Consider the following 15024-nt stretch of genomic DNA (forward strand, 5'->3'; position numbering starts at 1 on the left):
GCGTGTCGCGGGTGTCAGTCGGGCTTGAACATGCGGTCGGCGATCATCGCGCCGATGGGGATTGCGGAGGTGGCAGCGGGTGAGGGCGCATTGCACACGTGGAGCATTCGCGGGGTCTGGGCGAACAGAAAGTCGTGCACCAGGGTGCCGTCGCGCATCACGGCCTGGGCGCGGATGCCGGCTTCGTAGGGCAACAGGTCTTCGATGTTCAGCGACGGACAGTACTTGCGGCATTGCTCCAGGTAGCCGGACTTGAACAGCGAGTTCTTCATCTCGACGCTGCCTGAACCGAGGTTCTGCCAGAGGGTTTTCCAGAAGCCGGGGAAGCTCGCGTACTGCGCCACATCGCGCCAGTTGATTGAGAACTTGCGGTAGTTCTCGCGGCCAAGGCCCAGTACCGCATTCGGGCCGACCGTGACGCTGCCGTCGATCATGCGGGTCAGGTGCACGCCGAGGAAGGGCAGCTCCGGGTCTGGAATCGGATAGATCAGGTGGTTGACGATGTTGTTCTTCGATTCCGGCAGGCGGAAGTATTCGCCGCGAAACGGGATGATCTGGTGGTCGATCTTGACCCCGGCCATTACCGCCAGACGGTCCGATTGCAAACCTGCACACACCACCAGGTGCTTGGCCTGCCAGCTTTCACCTCGGGTGCTGACGGTGACTTTGTCGGTGTCTTCGACGATGGAGGTCACGGTGCGCTCCAGGCAGATTTCCCCGCCGGCGCGGCGAATCACCCGGGCCATGGTTTCGCAGACTTCGCGGTAATCGACGATGCCGGTGGCGTCGAGAAACAACCCGCCCAGCCCGACGATGTTTGGTTCGCGCTGGCGCAACTGGTCGGCGTCCAGGCGTTCGACCTTCATGCCGTTGAGCTGCGAGCGGGCGTACAGGGCTTCCATTCGCTGCACTTCCAGCGGGGTCGAGGCCACCAGCAACTTGCCGCACACCTCGAACTTGATCCCGTGCTCGGTGCAGAACTGCTTGGTGGCTTCGGCGCCCCGTTTGCACAAGTCGGCCTTGAGGCTGCCCGGCGCGTAGTAGATGCCGGCATGGATCACGCCGCTGTTGTGGCCGGTCTGGTGCTTGGCCAGGAGGGTTTCCTTTTCCAGGATCACCAGGGAAGCGTTGGGCTGGCGCTTGAGCAACTCCATCGCGGTGGCCAGGCCGACGATGCCGCCGCCGATGATGCAAAAGTCATAAATCATTGTTTTAGGTACCTACGCATTTCAGTCTGCTTATCAGGTTGTCAGACTAATGGTTTTGTTAAAAAAACGGCGTGCCCGAAGGCACGCTTCAAAAGGGTTTGGATCGTTTAATTGATGGCGGGCAATTCCAGGTGCAAACGCCGTGCTGCCGCGCGCAAGTGGGCCTCGGCACAGGCTGCGGCGCCTTGGGCGTCGCCGTCGACGATGGCCTGGTACAGCGCGGTGTGTTCCTGGGTGGCGTCGGCCGAACCGCTGACAAAGCGGGTGGCAGAGTTTTCCCAGGCGGTCTTGCGCGCACTGGCCAGTTGGCTTCGGAGGAAGTCATGGAAGGCTACGAAATAGTCGTTCTTGCTGGCCTCGGCGATGGCGCGATGAAATTCCACATCGGCCAGGGCGGCGGCTTCAAAGTCGGCGCGTTTGTCGTGCATTTCCTGCAGGGCGGTTTTCATGCGGTGCAGGTCAGCGGCATCACGGCGCTGGGCGGCAATCGAGGCGGCCTGGGTTTCGATCCACAGGCGTACTTCGAACATTTGCGCGAGGTCCGGGCGGCGGCCGTTTTTTTCCGGAAAGCGGAACACGGTGCCGGCCGGGGTCTGGGAAATAAATGAGCCCAGGCCACGCCGCGCAGTCAGTACGCCATCAGCCTTGAGCTGGGCAATCGCTTCGCGCACCACCGAGCGGCTGACATTGAGCTGTTCAGCCAATTGCTGTTCGGTGGGCAGGCGCGCTTCGGGCGCCAGTTGGCCGGAGTCGATTTCTGCACGAATGGCGCTGACAACGCGCATAACGAGCGAATCAGGGCGCTGGAGCTCAAGCATGGCAAAACCTTGGTAATCAGGTTGTCAGACAATAGTCGTTACGATTTTACCTTGTCAAGACAGGCGTCACGCGGAACCGGGCGCGTAGGGCCAGGAAAAGGCCTACACCAATCAGTGCCAATGCCACGCCGAACGTGGCTCGCATCCCACTTCCCACGTCGACGGGAGTGGCCGTGGCGAGGTTACCTGAAACCCGCGCAAACACCGCGCCCAAGGCCGAAGCGCCGGCGATCAGTCCCAGATTGCGCGACAGGTTGAGCAAGCCAGCGACCACGCCACGGCGGTCCGCCTTTACGTCGCTCATCACTGCGGTGTTGTTGGCGGCCTGAAACTGGGCGTAGCCGAGGGTGAGGATAATCAGCGGGCCGATGTACCCGGCAATGCCGAGGTTCGGTGGCGTCAGTGCGAGCAACAGGCAGCCGGTCAGCATCGCCAGTAGCCCGACAATCGTCATCGGCCCGCTGCCGAAACGGTCGGTCAAACGCCCCGCAGGTACGCCCATCAATGCGGAAACGCAGGGCCCGACTGCCATGGTCAGGCCCATCCAGGCGGGGTCGAGACCCGCACCGTGGGTCAGGTAGAACGGCCCGACGACGAGTGTCGCCATCATCACCGCCGATACCAGCGCGCTCATGGCCAGGCCGGCGCTCAGGGTCGAATCCCGTAGCGTCGACAGGAAACTGAACCTGGATTGAGCAGGCTGTCGCTCGCGGCGGTCGACGCGCAGATAACGCCGGGCGAGGGCAAAGGTCAGCAACCCCAGCGGCACGGTGATGAAGAACAGCGCGCGCCAGCCAAACCCGGCGATCAACATCCCGCCAAGGCTTGGCCCCAGCGCGGTGCCCATGGCCGACATCGTGCCCAGCAAACCCATGGCACGGCCGGTACGCTCCTGGGCGACGGTCTCACCCACCAGCGCCATGGTCATCGCCATCATGATCGCCGCGCCCAGGCCTTGCAGGGCGCGGGCGGCAATCAACAGCCCGAGGGACGGGGCCATGCCGCACAAGGCCGAGGCCACGGTGAAGAGCAGTAACCCCGCCAGTAGCAAGCGGCTGCGGCCCATCAGGTCGCCCAGTCGCCCGACGCTGACGATCACGGCGGTGATCGCCAGCAAGTATGCGAGCACCACCCACTGCGCCGCCTGAAAGGATGCGTCAAACGCTTGTACCAGGCTTGGCAGGCCAACGTTGGCGATGCTGGTGCCCAAAGACGCCAGCAACATGGACAGCGACAGGGCGGCGAGGGCGCCACGGGGTGCAGGTGATTTCATCAAGAGGCTCCTGGATTTGACCGCTGTCGGAAATCTACGCCGTCACCTAACATGGCGGAAGGCGCAGCATTTGCACTTTATACGTGCGCCAAACGCCCTGTGAGGTCTGCCGTGTCGACACCTGATTTCAATCTGCTGGTCACCCTGGATGTGTTGCTCGCCGAAGGCAGCGTCGCCCGTGCCGCTCAACGCTTGCGCCTGAGCCCGTCGGCGATGAGTCGGGCGTTGGCGCGACTGCGGGAAACCACGGGCGATCCGTTACTGGTGCGTGCTGGACGCGGCCTGGTACCCACGCCGCGGGCGTTGGCGTTGCGCGAACAGGTCAGTCAGTTGGTGCAGGACGCCGAAGCAGTCTTGCGACCGGCGGCGACGCTGGACCTAAGTCAACTGGTACGCACCTTCACCTTGCGCACCAGCGACGGATTTGTTGAAAACTTCGGCCCGGCGCTGTTGACGCGGATCGCCCGGGAGGCGCCGGGCGTGAGGTTGCGCTTCGTGCAGAAGCCGGACAAAGGCAGTACGCCGCTGCGCGACGGCAGCGTCGACTTGGAAACCGGCGTGGTCGACAGCAGCGCCAGCCCCGAGGTGCTGACCCAGGCGCTGTTTCGCGACCGGTTTATCGGCGTGGTGCGCAAAGGGCACCCGCTGAGCGAAGGCATCGTCACACCGCAACGCTTCGCCGAGGGCCAGCACATCTACGTGTCCCGGCGCGGTCGTGATCAGGGCCAGATCCATCAAACCCTTGAAGCGCTGGGGCTGACCCGGGACGTGGTAACCATCGTCGCCGGCTTCTCCACCGCCCTGGCGTTAGCCCGCAGCACCGACCTGATCGCCAGCGTGCCGGAGCGCCATACCGCCAACCTGCACAGCGACCTCCATCGCTTTGCGCTACCGTTTGCCTTCCCGGACTTCACCGTGTCGATGCTCTGGCACCCGCGCCTGGACGCCGACCTGGCCCATCGCTGGCTGCGCGGTTGCCTGCGGGAAGTGTGTGCGCAATGAGCCGAGCCTGGACACCCCTTTGGAAAGCGCCACAATGGGTGTTTCCGGGTCCACGGCGGCCCTTCAGCAGGTACAATCCGCCGGGCCTTAAAATGAAACACCAGGAATTCGAATGTTCAGCCTTACCCATTATGAAACCCCATGCGCCGAGCCGATCAACGCGCAGATCCTGCAGATGGTGGTCGACAACCTGACGGACATCAGCATGGTCGCCATCCCGCCGAGCAACCTGCTGTACAACGTCTACCAGTACGCGATCGGCTACGAAGTGCACCTGTACCTCGAAGCGCTGGGCGGCTCCAAAGGCATTGCGGTTGAATTGATCGTCGCACTGGACGCGCAGGAGCAGGTGATCGGCTTCCTGCTGTACCTGCCGGTGAAAGACGATCCCGAGGCGTGCGGCGTGGCGTACATGGCGGTGCACGCCAGCCATCGGCGCAAAGGCGTGGCGCGGGCGATGATGCAGGACATGCTGGCCCGCTACCCCCATGCCGAACTGACCTGCGCGGTAGAGAAGGTACCGGCGTTCGAGTCCATGGGCTTTCAACTGCGCGGCGTGCGCGGTACCCAGGTGCTGATGAACACCCGCGACTACAGCACTGACGGTCTGATGGGTTTGCTGGATGTGGCGTCGATCTACAGCTCGCTGGAGGTGCGACAGATCCACACTTATCTCCTGCAAAAACACGGTAAGCGGGCGATGATCGATGCGGAAAAACAACGTGATCGTCACTTCGACCAAATGACCCACAAGGCCCGGATGTTTGTGCACGCAAGGCTGGGCTAACGCGCTCCTCGACTCACCATCGACTTGATGCTTGCAAACAGCTCCTCCTGTGCCTCCAGCGCGCTGATTTCCCCGCTCGCTGCGGCATGGGACAAGGCTTCCGCTGCACCCAGCATCCCCCTCAAACCGGCCTGGGTTATCACACCGTCCATGGCAAAAGGGGCGAGGGCATCGCGGCACTTGCCGAGGAATATCACGTCGTACTCACGCTTGATGCTCTCCAGTTCCGGACTGCCAGCCAAGGCGGAAATCACGCCCGGAATTTCACGTCCCTGCAGCAACACACAGTCGACATAGCACGAGGCGATGACCCACGCGCGGTCGTCCAGGGTGGGTTCGCTGGCTTCGATCGCGGCGGCAAACACTTGGTTCTGACGGGCGTCGAAATCTTCATACAGCGCGGCCAACAGCCCCGCGCGATCGCCAAAATGGCCATACACCACCGGCTTTGTAACACCGGCCAACTCAGCCAGGTGCCCCAGGGTCAGGGCATCGGTGCCTTCTTCTCGCACCAGTTGCCAGGCCACGTCGAGCAACTGGCGCAACCGGTCATCCCGGGACAGGCGACGGCGAGGGGCAGGGGATTGATCGCTTGACATGCTTATATACCAAAAGTAACTTACCAGCGGTAACTTAGCTCAAGCCTACTCAATTTGCCTTCTCATCGCCACCCCGAAGGAGTCACCGCTATGCACGCGCTGATCGTTGTTGCTCATCATGACTCACACTCCCTGAACCACAGCCTCGCCAAACAGACCGCCGCCGGCATAACCGCCGCCGGCCACACCTTTGAAATCGCCGACCTCGCCGCTGAAGGTTTCGACCCGCGTTACAACGCCGCCGACCATAAAGTGCATCGCACCCGCGCCACGCCGCCGGCCGACGTACTGGCCGAACAGGCCCGTCTGGACCGCGCCGACGCCTTGGTGCTGGTGTTCCCGATATTCTGGTGGTCGATGCCGGCCTTGCTCAAGGGCTGGATCGACCGGGTATTCGTCAACGGTTGGGCGATCGACTACAGCCTTGAGACGAAGGTGGTGAAAAAGCTCGGCCACTTGCAGGTTCACTTGCTGGGCGTCGGCGGGGCGGACGAAGGTGTGTTTGAACGCCACGGCTATGCCAACGCCATGCGTACGCAAATCGACCACGGGATCTTTGATTACTGCGGTGCGAAAGTGCTGACATCCGAGCTGCTACTGGACTCGGAAAGTGGCGCTGCCGAACAGCACCTGGAAACGGTGGCGAAGTTGGGGCGACAACTGTTCGTGACCCTTGAACCTTGCGAAACCGCCTAAACCAGGCTGCTCTGTATGAGCGCTGCCAGCTGTGCTACCGCAGCGCCTGGCGCTGGATGGCTGCAATGCAATTCATAGCCAAGGGACGGCACCGGCGGCAGGCCGTCGAGCACCCGCAGGTGCGCAGGCAAACCGATGCGGGTGCGCAAGGTCACGCCCAGCCCGGCATCGACCGCCGCCCAGATCCCGCCCACGCTGGGGCTGGTCAAGGCAATGCGCCAGGCAATGCCGGCGCGGTCCAGGGCTTCAGTGGCCGCGCTGCGCAATACGCAGGGCGCCTCGAACATCACCAGCGGCAGCGGCGCATCTTCGGCGCGCGGTAGTAGGGGGTTGTCCCGGGGCCCGATCCAGTGCATGGGTGTCTGCCCCAGGCGGGTGCGGCAGGACGATGTCTGACCGATTTCCCAGGTCAGCGCCAGGTCCAGGCTCGCGCTGTCGATCAGGGTCAGCAGCTCGGCATTGCGGCCTATCCGCACTTCAAGACTGATCATCGGATACAACCTGGCGAAGCGTCGAAGGATGTCACTGAGCACGTGCTCGCCAAAATCCTCCTGCAAGCCGAGGCGCAAAGTGCCGGCGGTTTGGGTTTCGTTAAGGCTGCTAAAAACAGTGTCATTGAGGTCCAGCAACCGCCTGGCGTGGCCGAGCAGCGCTTCACCCACCGGCGTCAGCACCAGCCCGCGCCCGGATTTGCTCAGCACCGGCGTGCCGACCTGTTCTTCGAGTTTCTTTAATTGCGCGCTGACGGCTGAGGTCGAACGGCCCAGGCGGTCCGCCGCTTTGGCAAAGCTGTTCAGCTCCACGCCCGTGACGAAGGTGCGCAGTACATCAAGGTCGAAGGTGGGGCGGCGCATTGAATGGTCCATTAAAACGGGATGGTGGGTGCCATTAAATCTGATATTCGGAATGATCCTGGCTTGCTAGTTTTTGCCCGTCAACTGAATTGTCGGAGCGAGAGCCCATGAGCAACAAATTTACCGAGCTGACCCGCGACGTGCTGTTTGCCGATATCTGGGAGCGCGAGGGCCTGTCGCCCAGGGAGCGCAGCCTGATCACCGTGGCGGCGCTGAACCTGTTGGCAGCCATCCCTCCTGCGGAGTAACCACCATGCCTTACGCCCGAATCTCACTGCACCGTGGGAAATCCCCTGAGTATCTGCAAGCGCTTTCAAAGGGATTGCATGACGCCCTGGTTGAAAGCTTCAAGATTCCTGACGCGGATCGCTTCCACGTGATCCACCAGCACGAAATTGGCGAGATGATCATCGACCCCAACTACCTGGGCGGCCCCCGCAGCCACGACTATGTACTCATCGCGATCACGGGCGGTAAACCTCGTGATACCGAGACAAAACGGCGGTTTTACCAAGTATTGGTAGAGCGGCTGGAGGCTGCGATTGGGCTGAGCCCCGAGGATGTGATGGTGGTGATTACGACGACGGCGGCGGATGAGTGGTCGTTTGCAGGTGGCAGAGGGAACTGATCAACTTTCGCGAAACAAGTCATGAGCATCCAGCAACCGATACGCAATCTCCGGCCGTTTCTCCATGCCCTTGCGAATCGCTGCCGGAATCGACTGCCGGGTCTTGCGACACAACCCCGGCAAGTCATCGATAACGATCTGAATCCCGCGCATCGTCTTCACTTCCGTATGGCCCGGCGCGACATGCACGCGAATCCCCAGTTGCTGGTGCATCAGCTGTTGCATGCGCTCCAGGTCGGGCAGGCTTTGCAGGTTTTCGAGGCGTTCGAGCAGGCGTTTTTCTTCCTGGCGCGTCAGGTGCAGGATGCGCGGATCGGCGCCGGGAACGTCGAGCAGTTGCTCACGATTGCAGTCGCAGACGCCGGGTGGGCAGGGTTGGCGAATCGTCATGCAGTCTCCCTCCCGTTACCGGCGCCGGCGGCTTAATACGTCAGATGGACCCCAAGGCTTTCCAGCTCTTTCCAGTACTCAGGATAGGTCTTGCCGACGCAGTCCGGGTCCTGAATCCTGATCCCCGAGACCTTCAAGCCCGCCAAGGCAAAGCACATGGCGATGCGGTGGTCGGCGTGGGTGTCGATCAGCGCGTTGCACGTGGTGCCCGCCAGGGCCGGATCGCTGGCCACCAGCAAGTCATCACCTTCAATGGTCGCCAGGCCCGGACGGATTTCATTCAGGCCGTCATGCAGTGCCTGCACCCGATCACATTCCTTGACCCGCAGGTTGGCCAGTTCCGTGAAACGTACCGGCGTGTTGTTGAACGCGGCCAGTACGGCGAGGGTGGGGATTGCGTCCTGCATCTGCGAGCCGATGACTACCGGCTGCATCTGCGGGAACTGTGCGATCACTGCCTGGGCCTTGGCATCGGGCTGGGTGAAATCCTGCGGGGCGACACCGAGGTCGATGCGGCCGCCGGTCAACACTTCGGCAGCCCACAAGTAGGTGGCGGCGGAAGCGTCAGGTTCGATCAGGTAATCGTGGGCGGTGTAGCCGGTCGGGGCCACGCGCCAGGTGCTTTCATCAACGATGTCCACCTGGGCACCGAAGGCGCGCATGCAGTCCAGAGTCAGGTCGACGTAGCCACGGGCGCCAATGTCCTTGCCGGTCAGGGCCACTTCAATGGGGGCTTCGCCGCACGCCGCCAGCATCAACAGTGCTGATACATACTGGCTCGACAGGCCGCCGTCGATCTCGAAACGCTTGGCTTGCACGCGGCCAGTGCCATGGACGGTCACGGGTGGGCAACCGGTAGGGCTATCGACCTGGATGCCATTCTGGCCGAGGGTCGCCAGCAGCGGGCCGATCGGGCGTTTTTGCATGTAGGCGTCGCCGTCCAGCACCACGGTGCCTTGCACGGTGGCCACGGCGGCGGTGAGAAAGCGCATCGCGGTGCCGGCGTTGCCGAGGAACAGCGGTTGCGCCGGCAATTGCAGCTTGCCAACGCTGGTGACGACGAACGTGGTGTCGTCCGGTTCATCGATCACCACGCCCATCTGCCGCAGGGCCACCGACATGTGGCGGGTGTCATCGCTTTTCAGCGCGCCGCTCAAACGGCTGGTGCCCTTGGCCAGGGCCGCCAGCAGCAGGGCACGGTTGGTAATGGATTTGGAGCCGGGGGGCGCTACCTTGCCGTTCAGTGGAAAGTTGGGCGGTGTAACGGTCACGGTTTTCTGCGAACTCAAGGTACAAGGCTCCTGCTTCAAGGCGGGTGGCGTTTGGCGGACACGAATAATCGGCCAAACACGCCACCCTTGTCGAGCATGGATCTACGCCTCAAGCCCCGCCACCGGCTTCCAGCCTGCCAGCGGCGTCAGAAAGTGCAGCTCAAAGCGCCGCTCGCTGAACGCCCAGCGCCCTTGCCGGCGTTCGAACCGGTCGTGATAAAGACCGCTGATCTGCACCTGCCCCAGTTCGTTATGGGTGCACAGGCAATCCACCGCAACCCTCGCGCTGGCGGTGTCGCCGCTGATGTCGATCAGCGGGTTGGCCATCCAGTGATGCATATGCGGCATGGCTGCCCAGTTGAGGTGGGCTGAAGCGATGATCGCTGCAACGCCGTCATGGCAGCCAAACGCGGCACCGAGGTCCAGCCGTGCGTCGTCGTGCCAGATGCTGCGCAGCAGCGTTTCGTCGCGGTCGTCGAAGGCGTGGGCGTACTCACTGATCAGGCGCTCCAGAGCGAAGCGGGTTTCCAGCTGTTCTACGCGGGTGATGAGGTCGGTCATGACAGAGGCCTTTATTGAGGGAAATCGGTGGAGGTGGACAGCGAGCGCCAGCGTTCAAGATCGGCGCGAACCTGGTCCAGCTTGGCTTCGACGACACTGAGCGCATCGCTGCCAGCGACGAAGCGCAAGGGCGGTGCTGCCAGAGCCGCCAATTGCACAACCGCCAGGCCTAGCCGATCCGGGTCGCCGATTTGCCGGTGATTACGAGCCTCGAAGACCGCCAGCGTGCGGGCGCGAAATTCGGCGTAATCCTCAAGTCCCCGGGTGCCAAGCTTGAGCATCCGGCTGTCGAGAAAGTCAGTACGAAACGCCCCGGGCTCCAGCAGCGTCAGGCGGATGCCGAACTCGGCGACTTCCTCGGCGAGGGCTTCGGAGAACCCTTCAATCGCAAACTTCGACGCCGAATACATCGAGGCCCCACGCACGCCCTTGAAGCCGCCATTGGACGACATCATCACCAGGTGGCCGCTGCGCTGGCGGCGCATCACCGGCAGCACCGCGCGGGTGACATTGAAGGTGCCGAACACGTTGGTGGCGAACTGGCGCTCGATGGCCTCGGGTTCGACTTCCTCGAAAGGCCCGAACTGTCCGTAGCCGGCGTTATTGACCAGCACATCGATGCGTCCGAATCGTGCGATGGCGGCGGCCACCACCGTTTGGGCCTGTTGCTCATCGCGGATGTCCAGCGCGGCGGTCATCACCTGGTCGCTGCTGTAGGACTGGTCCAGACGGGCCACGTCAAGGTCGGTGGCTACCACCTGGTCGCCGTTAACCAGCGCCGCGCGGGCGATGCCGGCACCCAGGCCGCCAGCGCTGCCGGTAATCATCCAGACGCGGCTCATAGCGGCATCTCGCTGCCGATCCAGTCGAGTATCGAAGCGTGACGCGGCGCCCAACCCAGCTCGGCGCGAGCACGCTTGGCCTTGACCCGGCTATTGGTGCCGAAGGTGTAATGCACGTGCATCGCGTCCCAATGTTGCTCGGCTTCTTCCGCCGGCCATGACTGCACCGCGCCCAGGTTCATGCGCTTGGCCAGCGCGGCGGCCATATCGATAAACGATGCTTCACCGTTCTCCAGAAAATAGAACGCGCCAGCCGGGGCTTTTTCCACGGCCAGCAGGAACAATTGCGCAACGTCATCAATGTGCACGTTGGACCAGCGATTAACCCCACGCCCAACAATACGCATCACTCCGGTTTCCCGGGCGCGGGCCATCAGGAATGGCAGCTGGAAGCTGTGATTGGTCAGGCCATGGCCTACGCCATAGATATTGCTCGGACAGATCACCACGCTGCGGATGCCCAGGTCGGCGGCAGCCATCATGCGCAGGTCGATGTCGTAACGGGCTTGCTTGGGGGCCTCGATGATGAACGGAGTGTCTTCGTCGAAGATGTGTTCGGACAGCGTATTACCCAACGCATCATCGCCGATGATGCTGGAGCCGCTGGTGTGGATCAGCAGTTTGCCGGAGCCCCGCAGCGCCTCGATAAACGCGTCGACGGCGCCGGCGTGGTCGCTGTTGGCGGCATCGATCACGGCATCGGCTTGGCGAGCTTCGTCGATCAGTAATTGGCGATCATCCAGGCTGCCAATCACTGGAGTGATGCCCTGGGCTTGCAGGCGTGCGGCTTTCTGCGGGTCCCGCAGCAGGCCGCGCACGCTGTGCCCTTGGGCAATCAAGTGATGGGCGACGCTGCCGCCGACGAAACCATTGGCACCGGTAAGGAAAATCTTCATGGGTAAAAGCCTGTGGCTGGGGAACGAGCCACCACCATAGGCGTGAACAATTAGCGGAAAAACAGGCCTCAGCTCTGTTTAGAATGGACTCCAGAGTCCTTAATGGGGGAGCGTATGGAAAGCCTGAATGCCATCGGCGTGTTTGTCGCGGCGGCTGAAGCCCGCAGTTTTGTCGGCGCGGGCAGGGCGCTGGGCATCTCGGCGTCGGCGGTGAGCAAGAGCATTGCCCGGCTGGAGGCAAAGTTTGGTGTGCGGCTGTTCCATCGCAGCACCCGCAGCATCACCCTCACGGCCCAGGGCACGCAGTTTGTCGAGCGCTGCCGGCGGGTGTTGGCGGAGCTGGAAGTGGCGGGTGAAGAGCTGTCGCAAACCCTTGCCGCGCCCCAGGGACCGCTGCGGGTTGGCCTGCCGATGATTGCCCGGCCGTTCCTGAGGATGTTCGGCGAGTTCCAGGCGTTGTACCCGCAGATCCAGCTGGACCTGGATTTCAACGACCGTCTGGCAGACGTGATTGCCGAAGGTTTCGACGCGGTCATCCGCAGCGGTGCGCCGAAGGATTCCGGGCTGTCGGCGCGTCCGCTGGGCACTTATCGAATGTTGGTCGTTGGCTCCCCGGATTATCTGGCTCGGAACGGAACGCCGCGTTGCCCGGAAGACCTGCACGCACATCGCTGCATCCATTTCCGCTTTCCCGCCTCCGGCAAACTCCAGGCCTGGCAGATGCGCCGCGACGAGCGAGCGCTGGAGCTTGAGCTGCCGCGCTCGATGATCTGCAATTCGGTGGAAGGGCGCATGGAGCTGGCGGTGCAAGGCCAAGGCCTGACTTATGCGGCCGACTTCGTGGTGCGCGAGGCGCTGGCGGCCGGGCATCTGGTGGAGGTGCTTGGGGATTACACCTGGGAGGGTGGCCAGTTCAACCTGCTCTGGCCGTCGGGGCGGCAGGTGCCGCCCAAGCTGCGGGTGTTTATCGAATTTATTGTCGCCAATATGCCGTTGGTACGTGGGACGTCTTAACCCGGCATGCGGCCATTCAAGTCGCCGTAGGTGAACGCCTTCAGCTCATGGGTATCGAGCTTCCCGGTTCGCAGGAAACCTTCGGCCAGGCTGTGCATGGCGCCATACAGGAATTCGGCGATGCTCGAGCCGGCCGTGAGGCGGCGTACGCCCAAGGCTTGCAGCGTCTCGGGCGCGGGCAGGCCGGCCCAGGCCAGCACGTTGACCGGCAAGTTGGTCGCCTGGCAGAGCTGACGGATTTCGTGTTCCAGATGGATGCCGGCGGCAAACAGCCCGTCGGCGCCTGCGCCCTGGTACAACGCCGCGCGCTTGAGGAGTTCTTCAAGGCGCTGTGGCTCTGGGGCCAATCCTTTCAAATACACGTCGCTACGGGCATTGATAAACAGCTTCACGCCACAGCTGTCCGCCACACGACGGGCAACCTCAATCTTGCGCGCCAGCAGTTCAGGGGTGCCGGCACCGTCCTCGATATTGACGCCGACGGCGCCCGCGTCGATTACGGCCTTGATCACCCGGCCCACGTGCTCCGGGTCGTCGGAATAACCGGCCTCGATGTCCACGCTCAGCGGCACGTCAATCACCCGGGCGATGGATTGCACGGTGCTGACCAGCAGCGGCAGCGGCAGCTGATTGCCGTCCTTATAGCCGTGGGTCCAGGCAACGGCCGCGCTGCTGGTGGCGACGGCCTGGCTGCCCAGTTGCGCCACCAGGCGCGCACCGCCGGCATCGGCGACGTTGGGCAGGATCAACAGTTGAGCATGGTGCAGGGCGTGGAAGGCGGTAGCGTGGGCGGTCATGGCGGGTCAGTCCTTTGGGTGGGCTTTGTTGTTGAAGGCGCCTGTCATATCAAGAATCGACCCGGCATCGCAATCGATAACACACCACTGGTCGACATTTGCCACGTTGATGTCGATTAAGCGCCTGATGGATCGACTACAGGCACAACAACCCGTCGAGTCAGGAGAATGATCATGTCTTACGTAGATGGCTGTGTGATCGCGGTGCCCACCGCAAACCGCGAACAATTCATCCGGCACGCCAAGGCCGCAGCCGTGGTGTTCAAGGAGCACGGGGCGCTGAATATTGTCGAGTGTTGGGGCGACGATGTGCCCCAAGGGCAGGTGACCTCGTTCCCCATGGCGGTCAAGCTCAAGGAAGATGAAACCGTGGTGTTTTCCTGGATCCTGTGGCCATCACGCGAGATGCGTGATGCCGGGATGAGCAAGGTGATGGAAGACCCGCGCCTGAAGGCGGACGCCAATCCGATGCCGTTTGATGGGCAGCGGATGATCTATGGCGGATTTGAGATGATCCTGAACACCTGAGGCCAGGTGTTCACGGACGGCCGCTGTAGTCCGATCGCCTGTTGCAGGGTAGGACCGACGACAGAACCGATGCAGGACCGCTACGAAAACTCCGCAAAACAAAGACATGACGCGATTTGTCTGACAGAACCGTCGGGTAGACAACCCGGCGGGGTGGGCTAAGTTCAAGGCGCTTCCCATGAGGGGAAGTCTTCAATCAAGGAGTGACTGAAATGAACAAACCCCAGACTCAACTCAGGCATGGTCGCGTCGTGACCCCCGCCAGCCGTGGCTCGGTGGCGGTAGAACGCGGGCTGCTGGAAAGCTGGCAAGTCAACGAAATGGAAGGCGGCAAGAACTTCCCGGCCCTCAACGCCGGCCCGTTTCCGGCACCTTACGAAACTGACGATCAGAGCGTCACGCCCCCCGCCGACGGGCACATCCTCAGCGGCGGCAAGACCGATGCCCGCGACTGCGTGAACTTCACCGACGAAGAAATGGGTAAGAAGCTCAACACCCCGTTTAACTGGCCGTTGTTGAATGTTGAAGCCGGCCAGGTATTCAAGGTGCAGTGGGCTTACACCGCCGCGCACGTGACCCGTGGCTATCGCTGGTTGATCACCAAGGACGGTTGGGACCCCAAGCAGCGCATCAGCCGTGCTCAACTGGAGGCCAAGCCTTTCTTTGAGGATTTCTACACCCAGGTGCCGTATTACCAGCACTCGGCAGAATTGAAGGCCAAGGTCGAGCATCAAGTGACATTGCCCAAGGGCAAGAAGGGCCGGCATGTGCTGGTGTTGATGTGGATCGTAGCCAACACTGGCAATGCGTTCTACCAGGCGTTTGACGTCGATTTCAACTAGCGGCAACTGAACCTGGAG

At 62.4% G+C, this 15024-nt stretch carries 18 protein-coding genes and 1 pseudogene; 8 read left to right on the forward strand and 11 right to left on the reverse strand.

All coding sequences use genetic code 11. The features are described 5' to 3' along the window. Positions 1-14: 14 nt before the first annotated feature. The 3 genes from lhgO to BLU46_RS31120 all read right to left on the reverse strand — a co-directional run bounded on the left by lhgO (position 15) and on the right by BLU46_RS31120 (position 3299). Entirely contained in the window at positions 15-1208 is a 1194-nt protein-coding gene (gene lhgO, locus BLU46_RS31110) for an L-2-hydroxyglutarate oxidase (RefSeq protein WP_093209564.1), read from the reverse strand. Positions 1209-1315: 107 nt separating this feature from the next. Further along, positions 1316-2026: a FadR/GntR family transcriptional regulator gene (locus BLU46_RS31115; protein ID WP_063029761.1), complete on the reverse strand. Its 711-nt coding sequence runs from the start codon at positions 2024-2026 to the stop codon at positions 1316-1318. Between the two features lie 46 nt (positions 2027-2072). After that, positions 2073-3299 (reverse strand): MFS transporter, encoded by a 1227-nt coding sequence (locus tag BLU46_RS31120; protein WP_093209567.1) that lies wholly within the window; start codon positions 3297-3299, stop codon positions 2073-2075. 111 nt (positions 3300-3410) lie between these two features. Between BLU46_RS31120 and BLU46_RS31125 the strand changes: the two genes are divergently transcribed. Together BLU46_RS31125 and BLU46_RS31130 are read left to right on the forward strand one after the other, a co-directional pair. After that, the gene (locus BLU46_RS31125; protein WP_093209569.1) at positions 3411-4301 is read left to right on the forward strand and encodes a LysR family transcriptional regulator; all 891 of its coding nucleotides are present in this window, start codon (positions 3411-3413) and stop codon (positions 4299-4301) included. Positions 4302-4413: 112 nt separating this feature from the next. After that, positions 4414-5088: a GNAT family N-acetyltransferase gene (locus BLU46_RS31130; RefSeq protein ID WP_093209572.1), complete on the forward strand. Its 675-nt coding sequence runs from the start codon at positions 4414-4416 to the stop codon at positions 5086-5088. Here BLU46_RS31130 and BLU46_RS31135 read toward each other — a convergent pair. After that, on the reverse strand, positions 5085-5687 hold the full coding sequence (locus BLU46_RS31135; RefSeq protein ID WP_063029769.1) for a TetR/AcrR family transcriptional regulator: 603 nt from the start codon (positions 5685-5687) through the stop codon (positions 5085-5087). The genes BLU46_RS31130 and BLU46_RS31135 overlap by 4 nt on opposite strands. Before the next feature lie 90 nt (positions 5688-5777). On the opposite strand from BLU46_RS31135, the gene BLU46_RS31140 reads away from it, so the two are divergent. Further along, on the forward strand, positions 5778-6383 hold the full coding sequence (locus BLU46_RS31140; protein WP_093209575.1) for an NAD(P)H-dependent oxidoreductase: 606 nt from the start codon (positions 5778-5780) through the stop codon (positions 6381-6383). Here BLU46_RS31140 and BLU46_RS31145 read toward each other — a convergent pair. Next, positions 6380-7237 carry a LysR substrate-binding domain-containing protein gene (locus BLU46_RS31145; RefSeq protein ID WP_093209577.1) on the reverse strand — a complete coding sequence of 286 codons (858 nt, stop codon included), beginning with the start codon at positions 7235-7237 and terminating at the stop codon, positions 6380-6382. The two genes, BLU46_RS31140 and BLU46_RS31145, sit on opposite strands and share 4 nt — an antisense overlap. Positions 7238-7344: 107 nt before the next feature. On the opposite strand from BLU46_RS31145, the pseudogene BLU46_RS31150 reads away from it, so the two are divergent. Both BLU46_RS31150 and BLU46_RS31155 read left to right on the forward strand, forming a co-directional pair. After that, a pseudogene (locus BLU46_RS31150) lies at positions 7345-7452 on the forward strand (carboxymuconolactone decarboxylase family protein); the annotation flags it as partial. A gap of 38 nt (positions 7453-7490) precedes the next feature. Continuing rightward, positions 7491-7865 carry a tautomerase family protein gene (locus tag BLU46_RS31155; protein ID WP_063029775.1) on the forward strand — a complete coding sequence of 125 codons (375 nt, stop codon included), beginning with the start codon at positions 7491-7493 and terminating at the stop codon, positions 7863-7865. Here BLU46_RS31155 and BLU46_RS31160 read toward each other — a convergent pair whose 3' ends face one another. The 5 genes from BLU46_RS31160 to BLU46_RS31180 all read right to left on the reverse strand — a co-directional run bounded on the left by BLU46_RS31160 (position 7866) and on the right by BLU46_RS31180 (position 11825). Beyond that, entirely contained in the window at positions 7866-8255 is a 390-nt protein-coding gene (locus tag BLU46_RS31160; protein WP_093209579.1) for a hypothetical protein, read from the reverse strand. Between the two features lie 32 nt (positions 8256-8287). After that, a complete protein-coding gene (gene aroA, locus BLU46_RS31165) occupies positions 8288-9544 on the reverse strand; it encodes a 3-phosphoshikimate 1-carboxyvinyltransferase (RefSeq protein ID WP_093209582.1) in 1257 nt (418 codons plus the stop codon). Between the two features lie 84 nt (positions 9545-9628). Then, the gene (locus BLU46_RS31170; protein WP_093209585.1) at positions 9629-10087 is read right to left on the reverse strand and encodes a nuclear transport factor 2 family protein; all 459 of its coding nucleotides are present in this window, start codon (positions 10085-10087) and stop codon (positions 9629-9631) included. Between the two features lie 11 nt (positions 10088-10098). Continuing rightward, entirely contained in the window at positions 10099-10929 is an 831-nt protein-coding gene (locus BLU46_RS31175; protein WP_172834564.1) for an SDR family NAD(P)-dependent oxidoreductase, read from the reverse strand. After that, entirely contained in the window at positions 10926-11825 is a 900-nt protein-coding gene (locus tag BLU46_RS31180) for an NAD-dependent epimerase/dehydratase family protein (RefSeq protein WP_093209587.1), read from the reverse strand. The genes BLU46_RS31175 and BLU46_RS31180 overlap by 4 nt, the downstream gene beginning before the upstream one ends. A 114-nt stretch (positions 11826-11939) precedes the next feature. On the opposite strand from BLU46_RS31180, the gene BLU46_RS31185 reads away from it, so the two are divergent. Continuing rightward, positions 11940-12839: a LysR family transcriptional regulator gene (locus tag BLU46_RS31185; protein WP_063029787.1), complete on the forward strand. Its 900-nt coding sequence runs from the start codon at positions 11940-11942 to the stop codon at positions 12837-12839. Here the strand turns inward: BLU46_RS31185 and BLU46_RS31190 are convergent. Beyond that, positions 12836-13636 carry an isocitrate lyase/PEP mutase family protein gene (locus tag BLU46_RS31190; protein WP_093209590.1) on the reverse strand — a complete coding sequence of 267 codons (801 nt, stop codon included), beginning with the start codon at positions 13634-13636 and terminating at the stop codon, positions 12836-12838. The genes BLU46_RS31185 and BLU46_RS31190 overlap by 4 nt on opposite strands. Before the next feature lie 174 nt (positions 13637-13810). On the opposite strand from BLU46_RS31190, the gene BLU46_RS31195 reads away from it, so the two are divergent. Beyond that, complete coding sequence (locus tag BLU46_RS31195) at positions 13811-14164, forward strand: DUF1428 domain-containing protein (protein WP_093209593.1); 354 nt, start codon at positions 13811-13813, stop codon at positions 14162-14164. A gap of 212 nt (positions 14165-14376) precedes the next feature. Further along, complete coding sequence (locus tag BLU46_RS31200; protein WP_063029793.1) at positions 14377-15006, forward strand: lytic polysaccharide monooxygenase auxiliary activity family 9 protein; 630 nt, start codon at positions 14377-14379, stop codon at positions 15004-15006. The last annotated feature ends 18 nt before the right edge of the window (positions 15007-15024 follow it).

It is taken from the genome of Pseudomonas yamanorum (genome assembly GCF_900105735.1).
Classification (GTDB): domain Bacteria; phylum Pseudomonadota; class Gammaproteobacteria; order Pseudomonadales; family Pseudomonadaceae; genus Aquipseudomonas; species Aquipseudomonas yamanorum.

Coding starts and splice junctions, on each gene's coding strand:
- BLU46_RS31130 (WP_093209572.1), top strand. CDS start 4,414: ATGTTCAGCCTTACCCATTATGAAACCCCATGCGCCGAGCCGATCAAC.
- BLU46_RS31185 (WP_063029787.1), top strand. CDS start 11,940: ATGGAAAGCCTGAATGCCATCGGCGTGTTTGTCGCGGCGGCTGAAGCC.
- BLU46_RS31145 (WP_093209577.1), bottom strand. CDS start 7,237: ATGCGCCGCCCCACCTTCGACCTTGATGTACTGCGCACCTTCGTCACG.
- lhgO (WP_093209564.1), bottom strand. CDS start 1,208: ATGATTTATGACTTTTGCATCATCGGCGGCGGCATCGTCGGCCTGGCC.
- BLU46_RS31170 (WP_093209585.1), bottom strand. CDS start 10,087: ATGACCGACCTCATCACCCGCGTAGAACAGCTGGAAACCCGCTTCGCT.
- BLU46_RS31200 (WP_063029793.1), top strand. CDS start 14,377: ATGAACAAACCCCAGACTCAACTCAGGCATGGTCGCGTCGTGACCCCC.
- BLU46_RS31160 (WP_093209579.1), bottom strand. CDS start 8,255: ATGACGATTCGCCAACCCTGCCCACCCGGCGTCTGCGACTGCAATCGT.
- BLU46_RS31140 (WP_093209575.1), top strand. CDS start 5,778: ATGCACGCGCTGATCGTTGTTGCTCATCATGACTCACACTCCCTGAAC.
- BLU46_RS31175 (WP_172834564.1), bottom strand. CDS start 10,929: ATGAGCCGCGTCTGGATGATTACCGGCAGCGCTGGCGGCCTGGGTGCC.
- BLU46_RS31120 (WP_093209567.1), bottom strand. CDS start 3,299: ATGAAATCACCTGCACCCCGTGGCGCCCTCGCCGCCCTGTCGCTGTCC.
- BLU46_RS31195 (WP_093209593.1), top strand. CDS start 13,811: ATGTCTTACGTAGATGGCTGTGTGATCGCGGTGCCCACCGCAAACCGC.
- BLU46_RS31155 (WP_063029775.1), top strand. CDS start 7,491: ATGCCTTACGCCCGAATCTCACTGCACCGTGGGAAATCCCCTGAGTAT.
- BLU46_RS31190 (WP_093209590.1), bottom strand. CDS start 13,636: ATGACCGCCCACGCTACCGCCTTCCACGCCCTGCACCATGCTCAACTG.
- BLU46_RS31135 (WP_063029769.1), bottom strand. CDS start 5,687: ATGTCAAGCGATCAATCCCCTGCCCCTCGCCGTCGCCTGTCCCGGGAT.
- BLU46_RS31180 (WP_093209587.1), bottom strand. CDS start 11,825: ATGAAGATTTTCCTTACCGGTGCCAATGGTTTCGTCGGCGGCAGCGTC.
- BLU46_RS31115 (WP_063029761.1), bottom strand. CDS start 2,026: ATGCTTGAGCTCCAGCGCCCTGATTCGCTCGTTATGCGCGTTGTCAGC.